This is a genomic window from Candidatus Marivariicella framensis (genome assembly GCF_982709265.1).
The window spans coordinates 1-11638 of the sequence record NZ_CEXPNT010000035.1 but is presented as its reverse complement, the minus strand read 5'-3'; the positions used below and the strand labels follow the sequence as shown (position 1 = coordinate 11638).

The following is an 11638-nucleotide window of genomic DNA, read 5'->3' as shown; positions in this document are numbered from 1 at the left end:
CTTTCTTGGTCGCCTAATGAAAAAAGTATTGCTTTCAACATGAACGTGAAATCTCGCGGGATCTCAGTTTCTTCATCGATTTGTAATGTTTATTCCAAACAGTAAATTAAATATTGCCGTATGCTCAAATGCAGGTTGGTATACTGTTCCAGAATCAGAAATTAATTTTCCATATGGATTAGATCAAAGTCAGCTAGACACAAACAAATTAAACTTGGCTTTTTCAAAAAAATTATATGTTCATTTAGCTGAGGATGATACAAATCCCAATTCATCTTCATTGCGCCATAATGAAATTGTTGATGATCAACAAGGCCTGCATAGAAGAGCAAGAGGTCGTTATTTTTATGCAACATCCGAGGATACTGCAAATCAAAATCAAACAGAATTCAATTGGATCAAAACCGATGAGGTTCCAAATGTATCTCACCAGGGAATGCTAATGGCTCAAGATGCTGTTAGATATCTGTATCCTGAAAATTAAAAGTTTCTGATTTTAAAGATCGCTTTTATAATGCATTCTCAAATATGAAATAAGAACATCTGCAAATTCTTTAGAAAATAATTTTCTGTTATCATCGGTATTTCGCACCCCAATCATATTTAATTCAATCTGAATTGCATCAACTGACCCACTCTCTCTTGAACCATATGTAGCGGTATTAAAACCTCCAGAAAAATAAAGCTCTCCTTCTTTAGGGGCAATATCCTCTTTTGAGGGAACTGATGCATAGCCTTTAATATTAAGAAGATTTCCCATGGAAGACTCACCAGACAACAAATCAGTTAATTCTAGATTATTAGAGTTATTATTTAAAAGACTTTTAACTGATGATTGGTTTACGAAATCTGAACTGTTAATAGTTGAATTACTCATTCTTAACTCTGAAGAAGATAATAAATAGCCTAATTCAATTCTCTGTTCTTCGTGAGATTGTCCATGAATATCAATTACTAAACCACTACCAAATTGATTTTGAATTTCTGTTCTAAAATCATCTACTTGCTTGTGAAACAGTTCCCAATATGGAATTGTTGTTTGATCACCACAATTAGCGTTATTTAAAGATCTATTTAAATCTAGTTTTTTTCTATGTAAATCATTTAAGACAATGAAAGGACTATATCCATTAATTTTCAATTGGGATTCTATTTCTAATGCAACATCCCTTGTATAGCTATCTCTAACAACGGTTGCCTGATTACAAGTTCTTGTTTGTATCCATTCAGGCTCCAATCCTCCGCCATGAACAGAAATAATCATGAGAGGTATATTACCCACACGAAAATCAATATATTCACTCCAATTACGTGTTTCAATAATCTGTTCAACTGGTTCAATTTGTTCAGACTGTTCATTTGTTTTTGAGCAAGAAATAATAATAAGAAGTAAAAAAAAGAAAATTATTTTTTTCATTAGCATTAGTCAATAAACATAAATATACTAATCATCCTTAAGGCTTTTAATAGAAAGTTTGATAATAGTCAATAATTTGAATAAATTTATTACTGATATTACAAATTAAAATATTTAAAATCCTATTATGAAAAAGCTTCTAATTTATTTTCTTTTAATTTCCTTAACTATTCAAGCTCAAAATGAAAGCATTAATATAGATAAGGTTTATTCAAAACAAATTAATCGTTTAGCTAAATCAAAAATAATTAAATCAAGCTTTGATTATATATTTGATTTAGAACCATTTACTCATAACAATTTAATTGAGCTTACAGAAATTGCAGCTCCTCCATTCAAGGAACAAAAACGCGCTTCTAGATTTGCTGAAAAAATCAAAGAAATTGGAATAGATTCAGTGTGGATCGATAGTGAAGGCAATGTTCTTGGGTTATTAAAAGGAGAGATAGGTATTCGGACGGTTGCTTTAGATGCTCATCTTGATACTGTTTTCCCCGAAGGAACAGATGTTAAAACTCGAATAAGTAATGATACTATATACGCTCCAGGAGTTGCTGATGATACTAGAGGTTTATCTATGCTTTTAACAATTCTTAAAACTATAAGAGATAAAAACATAAAGACAAAAGACAATATTTTAATCGTAGGAACAGTTGGAGAAGAAGGATTAGGTGACCTAAGAGGTGTTAAATATTTATTTAAAAACAATAGTCCTAAAATTGACTCTTGGATTGCAATTGATGGTGGAGCATTAGGCAGGGTAAATATTAAAGGTCTTGGATCGTATAGATATAGAGTTACTTTTAGTGGTCCAGGAGGGCATTCATGGGGAGCCTTTGGAATGGTTAATCCTCACCATGCTTTAGCTTCAGCAATTGATAATTTTATTGACTCTGCCGACGAATATACTCTTGAGGGTCCCAAGACTAGTTATAATATTGGGATAGTAAAAGGAGGAACTTCTATAAACTCTATTCCTTTTGAGTCAATAATGGAAGTTGACATTAGGTCAATAGAACCCTCTAGACTTGATGTTATGGAAGACTTACTATATAAAGCAGTAAATAGTGGACTAGATAAACAAAATAAGATGAAGCGCTCCGGTGAGTCTTTAACAGTAGTTATAGATAAGATTGGCAATCGACCTTCAGGAGAACTTGAACCAAGCCTTCAGTTAATTCAAAGAGCTTTAGCTACAACAGAGTATTTTAAAGAAACCCCTAGGTTGACTCGAGGTTCAACAGATTCTAATATCCCTATTTCACTTGGAATTCCAGCGGTAACTATTGGAAGGGGTGGTGTTGGTGGAAATGCTCATTCATTAAATGAATGGTGGTATAACAAGGAAGGATATAGATCTATTCAGTTAGCACTTTTATTACTGCTATCTGAAGCTGGTTTTGAAAAGTAAATTTATAATTGATTACTTATAGATACTGATCTTACCTCAACGCTCACTTCTGTATCAATAATTTGAACAACAAATAAGCTCTTATTATCCGAATCAAGCATGTCTTGAAACTTTGGTTGATTAATTAATTTATTTACCATCTCAGGAGTAGTATTACTGTGGCCCGAAATCAAAACATTTTTTCCTCGATTGGTTTTAATAAAATTTTGAATGTCTATTTTATTTGGTGAGTATATTTTGGGAGTAATATCTTTTAATTTAGAAACAGGAATAATAGTCTGTTTAGTTCTGTTGAAGGATGTTGTATAAATTGAATTTATAGGAATACTGTCAAAATATTTTGCCCAATTTTGCGCCCTATTTAATCCCTTTAGAGTCAAGTTTGGATTTTGTTCACTTGGATTACTTCTATCTTTTTCAGCATGGCGAATTAAATAAAAAGTAGTAGTCTCACTTTTTTTATTCAAGGGAGTTTTTTCTTTACAGGATGCTGTTATGATGCATATCAATAATAATATATATAAACGATTTACCATATTGCTGTGTTCAAGTTTATAATTAAATTTTATTTTTTATTAAAGATAATTTATTAAAATATCTTTTAAAAAAAAGGATGTGATATTCAACTGAGTTTGAAAAATAATCCCAATTATGCATTCCAGGCCGCTCTGTGTAATCGTGAGGTATGTTTTTTTCTTTTAAAGTGTTGTGTAATCTAAAATTAGCATCATAAAAGAAATCATCAATACCACAGTCAAATATTAATTTTAGACTATCTCTTTGTAATAAATCAACCATATTAATTACTGAATTATTTTTCCAATTTTCCGGAAAATCTGAGTATTTTCCAAGTTGTTTAGAAATGTCCCAACTGGAGGGAAATGGAACTATATCAACTCCCCCACTAATACTACCTGCAGCCCCCCATACATCTTGATGTTTAAATGATAAATAAAATGCGCCGACCACCCATACTCAAACCTGTTATTGCTCTTCCATTTCTATTATCAATAGTATTGTAATTTCTATCGACTGACTTGACTAACTCACTTGAGATATAGGTTTCATATTTAATACTGTCATCTATTGGACTATCAAAATACCAACTCGAATAATTAGCGTCAGGACATACAATAATAACATTATACTTATCTGCATATTCTTTTATTTTTGGTGCATTATTCATCCAAGTTTCATGATTGTCCGAATAACCGTGGAGGAGGTATATAACTGGTAATTGATTTTCTTCAGAATAATTGTCAGGTAAAATAACAATATTAGAAATAGACTTATTCATTGATTCACTTTGAACAATTAATGTGTCAACTTGCGAAGCATATATAAATAGTTGATTTAAAGTTAAAAGAAAGATTATATTTTTAATCATATTATTTTTTTACTGTTTTTGTTGATTCTTCACATCATTTTACCTAGTATTTCTTTCATTATTTTTGCTGCTAAAAAAGCAGTCATATTTTGAAAATCTCTATTTGGATTATACTCTACAATATCAGCTCCAATGATTTCAGATTCTATGCTCTGAATTAAATTTATTACTTGTCTAGAAGTTAACCCCCCAGGTTCATGATGTGAAACTCCAGGAGCATATGCTGGGTCAAATCCATCCATGTCTAGAGAAATATATAGAGGGTTTTTAAATTTTGGGATTTGGCTTAAATCTAAATCTTTCATTTGATGTATTTCAACATTAAATTTATCAGCTTGTTCTGCTTGATGCTTATTTAATGTTCTAATTCCTACTTGTAATAACTTAACGGCAAATCCATTTTCCATAATTCTTGCGAAAGGGCATGCGTGAGAATATTTATCTCCTTCAAATTTATCATATAAATCGCAATGGGCATCAATATGAAGAATGTCTAATTTGGGGTATTTTTCACTATGTGCTTTAATTATTGGAAATGTTACGGAATGGTCGCCACCTAATGTAAAAATTTTCGCGCCTGAATTAAGGTGGTTTTTAGTTAATTTCTCGATGTCAAAATATTTAGATATTTCAAAATCACCTTTATCATCAACCCTTGAGTTTTCGATAGAGATTAAATCTTCTGTATACTTGTTTGTAGATCCACAATTCAATGCTTTTCTTATTAATGGCGGAGCAAGTTTAGGTCCTTTCTGATAAGAAGATTTATCATCAAATTTTATTCCTTGTATAATTATTTTATTCATTCTTAAAAATTACTGCCAACGATCTTGTGTGTGATTAGTTAAGCACTTAATTTAACAAATAAAAACCGAATAGAAAATCCGCAAGGATTTTCATAAATAAGATAAATAAGGGTATAGAAGAAAAAACCCTTCGAATTGGAGGATGATTTTGCGGTCTGGACGGGACTTGAACTATTCAATATTTTTTACTGTAATAAACTGATCATAAATACTTTATATGACTTTTTAGATTTACCCTTATAACACAATGTGTTATATGAGCTAAACCATTAAATAAAAATGTATCTCGGTTACACTTTTTTATTTACTTAAGTTCAGTTTTTATATAGTCATCTACAATATCTTCTAAAATATCTAGAGGAACTGCTCCGTTTTTTAATATAATATTATGAAATTCTTTTAAATCGAATTGATTGCCTAGTTTCTTTTTTACTTTTTCTCTGAGTTCTAATATTTTTAACATCCCGATTTTATATGCACAGGCTTGACCAGGCATTACGATGTACCTTTCGATTTCAGAAACAACTTCTCCTGTTGTCATTCCTGTATTGGCAATCATGTATTCAATTGCTTCTTCACGAGTCCATTTTTTATAGTGAATTCCAGTATCTACTACTAAACGGACAGATCTAAACATTTCCGCTTGAAGTCTTCCCAAATTGCCAAAAGGGTCATTCTTATAAAAACCCAACTCCCACGCGAGACGTTCAGCATATAATGCCCAACCCTCTGTATATGCTGTAAAAAGGGGGAATGTTCTGAAAATTGGAATATTTTTTAATTCTCCTTGTATGGCTATTTGGAAATGGTGGCCGGGTATTCCTTCATGATAGGCTAAGGTCTTCATTCCAAACTTAACAGTTTCTGTAACATCTCTCAAGTTAGCATAAAATATACCTCCTCTTGATCCATCCATGGGGGGTAGCTCGTAATAAGCCCCTGCAGAACCTTCTTCTTTAAATTCAGGAATTCTTTTTACTTCCATGGATGCTCTAGGTCGGATATCGAATGCGTTATCGAGTCCATCATTAATTTCATCTAAGATGTTATTGTACCCTTCGATGATTTCTTTTCTGCCTTCATCATTATTTTGATATAGAAAGCGTTCTTCCTTGTTTAATTCTTGGATGATTTCACCTAATGTTTTTGTAGTATCTGTGTAACCTTGAATGGTCAAGATATCCCTCATTTCTGTTTTTATTCGACCGACCTCAGACAATCCAATTTGGTGTACCTGTTCAGGGGTATAGTCGGTGGTAGTCATTAGTGATAATTGATATTGATAAAAGTCATCCCCATCAGGTAGTTTCCATACACCAGCATCTGTAGTTGCTTTAGGTTTTAATGCTTCGAAGTATAAAATAAGGGAGTTATATGCATCGAAAACCGAAGTTCTTATTTCGTCTTCTACCCTAGATTTGTATAATTCCTTTTCCTCTTCTGTAAGATCTTCAATTTGTGCTAATTTAGAATTGAAATTAGCGTAGAGAATGTTTGACTTAACTGGATCTTCATCATCGATCTCAATATTGATAAGGTCTGATTCTTTTTTACCAACAAATCCTGACATTTCACTAATCACTCGGTCAATGATAAATTGTGGAGGAATGATTCCTTTTTCTTCTGTTATTTTTAGCCCTTCCAATACCTGATCGAATTTAGTTCCAAATTTGGATAATCGTTTTATATATGCCTCTAAATCACTTTTATCTCTAAGCTTGTGCGAACTTTCCATCATACTAGGAAGATTACTTTGTACTCCAAACATTTGATTTACCGGATACCCATGATAGGCAAACCTCTCACCCTCAATCTGCTTGCCAAGAAACGAACTCAGAATTTTGGTGTTTAACTTATTTTCTTTTGATTGACTTTCGAAATCATAACTTTGTAATGTCTCGAAATCGTCCTTGAGTTTGGCGAAATCCTCCCATGCCTTTTTATCTGAGACATCGCTCAGATCTTCCTTGTAGATGTCATATAAAACTGGAATACCTAGTTGGGTGACCAATTCAGGATCTGAGATGGCGAGCTCAATAAACACCTTATCATAAAAATGTTTGATATTAAATGGTTTAAACCAAATAAGATTAGTAAGCCATAGACATCCAATGACCAATAGTCCCAGTATAGTTCTACCTGTCCAAAATTTCCAATTTATTTTCTTTGTCATGTCTAATATTTTAGTTCATTGCATTTTGAATATAAGCGACACAATTTTTAACTTCTTTAATTTCATTTGATCCCTCTGGAATATCATATTCTAATTCTATAGTTACAAAAAAAGAATATCCATTATCTTTAATTAGTTGAACAGCTTCCTTTATTGGTGTGTCACCTTGGCCCCATATTTTATTTTCTCCACCATTACTTAACTTTTTTCTGTCTTTTAGATGCATACTCACAATTTTATCAGATTTATCCTTAATTATTTGTAAGGGATCTCCTACTTCCGCAGCTGTATAATGTCCTAGGTCAAGATTTAATCTATTATAATTGGACTGAGAAACCGATGTATTCCATAAAGTTGGGGATGATTGCATATGTCCATGGTATCCGACAAAAATCCCTTCTTCCTCAGCAATTTTACCTAACCTAGCGGTATGCTTATCATCGCTTGGATGTTCTGTTGTTACATGTGTTGCTCCCAGTGCTTTTGCAGCTCTCATACCGTAACGAATATCTTCATCACTATTGTTTTTTTCAAAACATCGAGGTTTAAAAGCAAAAATAGAAATACCAGCATCATTATACATTTTTCTCAATTCCTTAAATTTAGACATTGAAACATTTTTTCTCCATATTGAAATATTCTTATCGAACCCTTCCATCTCTTTATCAATCTGATCTGCAATTTTTTTCTCGTCAATAGATAATTCAATTTTTCTATATCTTTTAATCAAAACATCTCTTTTGATTGGGTCAATTTTATTTCCCATTATTTTTTCAATTGAATATGGGCTCACTGGTAAACCGGCAAAAGGTTCAACATGATTGCCCATGAGTTCAACATATTTTACACCAGTCTGTTTTATATATTCCAAAATAGCCAATGGGCTCTGGTCTGGTAATGTTCTAAAGGAGTAGCTTTGAACTCCAATATTTATACTTTTGTCAGCTAAAAGATCAGGTTTATTCTCTTTTTGAGCATAAAAAAATAGTGGAATAATATAAAGTATAAAAATTTTAACTTTCATGAAAATCTGTTTTTTTTGATTAATAAATTAATTTATAAAAATTAATCGGAATGACAACTAAAAGTGAAAAATGATAATGTTTTAATTAGTTGATTCAAATGGATATATTAGAGGTGTGTATAATGGAACTTTAGAATTTGAAGCTTGTATGATTTGTTGCCAATATGTTACCATAATAGGAAATAAAAAACCGTAATACCTTGTTTATAAAGATATTACGGATTATTATTGCGGTCTGGACGGGACTCGAACCCAACCGTAACTACATATTAGTCAGACAATTACAAATTATGTGTGTACTCAATGAGTACTAAATTTGTTGATTTTTGTACTCAGTGAGTAAACTAAAAACTCTATGAGTGAACTATTTACCTGAGGGGAGTACTAAATTTCGGTTTAAATATATCATTCTGAATTTTAATTGAGAAATAGATTGAGAAGTATTTTCAGTACAAAAAGGAAAATAAATTAAAATAGTCTTTATATTGGATTTTTATTGATCTTTAATTTAAACTAGGTTTAATTAATAATTAAATATAGTAAATATAAGTATGCTTAAAAATACACTTATCATAATTGTAATTATATCGAATGGTTTGTTTTATAAATCTTATGCACAAGCAAATGATTCAATTTCGAAACTATTGGTCAACGACTTAAAACAAATTTATAGTCAAAACCATATTAATGGATTTTCTGTGGCTATTGTAAATCAAAATGGATCACTATTTGAAAAAGGGTTTGGGTATTCAAACAGGAAAGAAAATAAAAAATATACAGCAAATACAATTCAAAATATTGCTTCAATTTCAAAAACCTTTATCGGAATTACCTTGATGAAAGCTCAAGAACTCGGTTATCTTAATCTTGATGACCCTATTAACGATTTTCTACCTTTTAAAGTAATTAATCCATATTTTCCAAATATACCAATAACTATTAGACAATTAGCAACACACACTTCAAGCATAAGAGATCCATCCAGGTATGAGAAGAATGGGTATATTCTCAAAGAAGAAAACAACGGAGAGGCTAAAGTGAATAGAAATTTTCGATCTCCTAATGAAATGATGACTCAATCTGTTTTTTTGAAAAATATTTTGAATAAAAAAGGTAAGTGGTATAAAAAAAATAATTTTTTAAAAAATAACCCCGGAGAAATCTTCGAATATTCTAACATTGCTGCGGGATTAGCCGCATTGGTTTTAGAAAATGCAATGGGAGAACCGTTTAACGTATTAACAAAAAGATACATTTTTGAACCATTAGGAATGTCTAATACTGGTTGGTCTTTTGATGAAGTGGATTTTTCAAAACATTCAATTCTTTACTCAAATATAGAAACTGAATTAGCTTTTTATCAATTGATAACATATCCTGATGGAGGTTTAATTACTTCATCTAGTGATTTAGGAAAATATTTATCAGAGTTAATTTCCGGCTACAGTGGGAGTGGTAGAATCTTGAAGGTAGAAAATTATGATGAGTTGTTTAACTCTAATTTGAATGATGAAAATCATAAAGAAAGAAATGACAACGCCTACAATGATGAATACAATATGGGTATTTTTATGGGATCGTCAGCTCAAGGACAAATAGGTCATACTGGAGGTGATCCTGGAGTTACTACCTTAATGTTTTTTAATGCTAAAACTAAAATTGGTAAAATCCTTCTAGTAAATACTGATGTTAATAAGGATGGAATAAACGAGTTAAGGGCCATTTGGAAAAAGTTGGATGAGTTCGAAAGTAAATTTGAACAAGAAACTGAAAAAATTCATAAGTGAAGAAGAATTTAATGCCATGGGATTTGCAGAAATTCTAAACCCTATTGGATATGAATGGTTAATTGATAAAAAAAATGCAGATGCAGCAATTAAGGTTTTTCAGTACGGAACAACTTTAATGCCTAACAACTCGAATATATACTATAGTTTAGGAGAGGCCTATTATATAAATGAGGATTGGAATAACGCTATAATAAACTTGGCTAAATCGTTAGCTCTGAACCCTGAAAACATAAATGCCATAACGAAGATTTCAAAAATACACGAACTGAAAGAGAAACAATCCGATTAAAAATACTGTTGCCAACAATGTATAAAAATAATAGCGGTTTTAGTACAAAAATAAAAGTCTGTACTTCACTATAATTACTAAAATATGAGACAAATTTTAATTACATTTTGCACAACAATACTAATTCTCGGTTGTAGTTCTAATAGAACAGAGTTTAAAGGAGTTCCTTTTGAAAAACACACAACATTAAACGGAACAGGATTTACACAAGAAAAACTGGATTCATTAACAAGTCACATCAAAAATAACTTGACAACAACAGGCATGCTTATCCTAAAAGATAGTAAAATTATTTTTGAGTATGGAGACGTACAAGATTTAAGCTACTTAGCATCTTGTCGAAAAAGTGTTTTAAGTATTCTCTATGGCAAGTATGTCAATAATGGAACAATTGATTTGTATCAAACTATTGGAGAAATAGGGATTGAAGAAGATAACGGTCTTTTAGAAATAGAGAAGTCCGCAACTGTTGACCATATAATAAATTCTCGTTCCGGAGTTTTCCTTGAACCAGCTAATGCTGGTTATGATGAAGACAATATCTTAGAAAGAGGTTCGGTAAAACCTGGAGAATATTTCGTTTATAACAATTGGGACTACAATGTTGCAGGTTATATTTTTGAAAAAAAAACAGGCAAAAATATTTATCAAGAACTTGAGGAACAGTTAGCTATACCACTTGGTTTTCAGGATTGGAATATTAAAAATCAAAAAAAACAATATAAAAAAAGCAAATCAAGATATCCAGCTTATCATATGTATATTTCTGTAAGAGATATGGCTAAAATTGGTCAATTAATGCTCAACAAAGGTGAGTGGAATGGTAAACAACTCGTTTCAAGAGACTGGATTGAAAAAATTACAAAGACAGTGACCCCAACTAAAACAGTCAATGAACGATATGGAAGGGACGAATCAAGTCCTTTTCAATTTTCATATGGCTATATGTGGTGGTTAATAGATAATTTTAAACACCATCCAGATTTTGAAGGAGCCTATTCTGCAACTGGCTATGGAGGGCAATTTATAACTGTGATTCCAAAATTAAATATTGTAGTAGCACATAAGCACAAACTACCAACTCTTGTGAAATGGGGGCTGAAACGTGGTAATGATGTTCCTGATTGGCAATATTGGAGTTTATTATATGATTTTATCAAAACGGAGAGATAAAATATACTGTGGGCAACACGGTATATAAAAAATAGTTATATAATATTGGAAGTGATTCGAACCATGTAAAAAAATAACTCCTTGGTAATCAAGGAGTTATAATTTTAACGATGATTGCGGTCTGGACGGGACTCGAACCCGCGACCCCCTGCGTGACAGGCAGGTATT

At 31.6% G+C, this 11638-nt stretch carries 12 protein-coding genes; 5 read left to right on the top strand and 7 right to left on the bottom strand.

Features of this window, described 5'->3' with window-relative positions; all coding sequences use genetic code 11:
* The first annotated feature begins 85 nt into the window (after positions 1-85).
* Positions 86-484 (top strand): hypothetical protein, encoded by a 399-nt coding sequence (locus AC34EU_RS08445; RefSeq protein WP_489696202.1) that lies wholly within the window; start codon positions 86-88, stop codon positions 482-484.
* Between the two features lie 12 nt (positions 485-496).
* On the opposite strand, the gene AC34EU_RS08440 is transcribed toward AC34EU_RS08445, so the two are convergent.
* Positions 497-1417 (bottom strand): hypothetical protein, encoded by a 921-nt coding sequence (locus AC34EU_RS08440; RefSeq protein WP_487534635.1) that lies wholly within the window; start codon positions 1415-1417, stop codon positions 497-499.
* 127 nt (positions 1418-1544) lie between these two features.
* Here AC34EU_RS08440 and AC34EU_RS08435 point away from each other — a divergent pair, with 127 nt between their 5' ends.
* A complete protein-coding gene (locus tag AC34EU_RS08435) occupies positions 1545-2828 on the top strand; it encodes a M20/M25/M40 family metallo-hydrolase (protein WP_487534634.1) in 1284 nt (427 codons plus the stop codon).
* Positions 2829-2830: 2 nt separating this feature from the next.
* On the opposite strand, the gene AC34EU_RS08430 is transcribed toward AC34EU_RS08435, so the two are convergent.
* The 6 genes from AC34EU_RS08430 to AC34EU_RS08405 form a co-directional block, all read right to left on the bottom strand.
* Positions 2831-3295: a SixA phosphatase family protein gene (locus AC34EU_RS08430; RefSeq protein ID WP_487534633.1), complete on the bottom strand. Its 465-nt coding sequence runs from the start codon at positions 3293-3295 to the stop codon at positions 2831-2833.
* Between the two features lie 91 nt (positions 3296-3386).
* A complete protein-coding gene (locus AC34EU_RS08425; RefSeq protein ID WP_487534632.1) occupies positions 3387-3797 on the bottom strand; it encodes an alpha/beta hydrolase in 411 nt (136 codons plus the stop codon).
* Positions 3769-4215, bottom strand: a complete 447-nt coding sequence (locus AC34EU_RS08420; RefSeq protein WP_487534631.1) for an alpha/beta hydrolase — start codon at positions 4213-4215, stop codon at positions 3769-3771. The genes AC34EU_RS08425 and AC34EU_RS08420 overlap by 29 nt, the downstream gene beginning before the upstream one ends.
* 29 nt (positions 4216-4244) lie before the next feature.
* The gene (gene speB / locus AC34EU_RS08415) at positions 4245-5021 is read right to left on the bottom strand and encodes an agmatinase (protein WP_487534629.1); all 777 of its coding nucleotides are present in this window, start codon (positions 5019-5021) and stop codon (positions 4245-4247) included.
* Between the two features lie 304 nt (positions 5022-5325).
* A complete protein-coding gene (locus AC34EU_RS08410; protein WP_489696201.1) occupies positions 5326-7194 on the bottom strand; it encodes a DUF885 domain-containing protein in 1869 nt (622 codons plus the stop codon).
* Between the two features lie 10 nt (positions 7195-7204).
* A complete protein-coding gene (locus tag AC34EU_RS08405; protein ID WP_487534627.1) occupies positions 7205-8218 on the bottom strand; it encodes a sugar phosphate isomerase/epimerase family protein in 1014 nt (337 codons plus the stop codon).
* Positions 8219-8769: 551 nt separating this feature from the next.
* Between AC34EU_RS08405 and AC34EU_RS08400 the strand changes: the two genes are divergently transcribed.
* The 3 genes from AC34EU_RS08400 to AC34EU_RS08390 all read left to right on the top strand — a co-directional run bounded on the left by AC34EU_RS08400 (position 8770) and on the right by AC34EU_RS08390 (position 11470).
* Positions 8770-10005, top strand: coding sequence for a serine hydrolase domain-containing protein (locus AC34EU_RS08400; protein WP_489696200.1), 1236 nt, complete (start codon positions 8770-8772; stop codon positions 10003-10005).
* Positions 9974-10297: a tetratricopeptide repeat protein gene (locus tag AC34EU_RS08395; RefSeq protein WP_489696199.1), complete on the top strand. Its 324-nt coding sequence runs from the start codon at positions 9974-9976 to the stop codon at positions 10295-10297. Before AC34EU_RS08400 ends, AC34EU_RS08395 begins: the two co-directional genes overlap by 32 nt.
* 84 nt (positions 10298-10381) lie before the next feature.
* Entirely contained in the window at positions 10382-11470 is a 1089-nt protein-coding gene (locus AC34EU_RS08390) for a serine hydrolase domain-containing protein (protein WP_489696198.1), read from the top strand.
* Positions 11471-11638 lie beyond the last annotated feature (168 nt).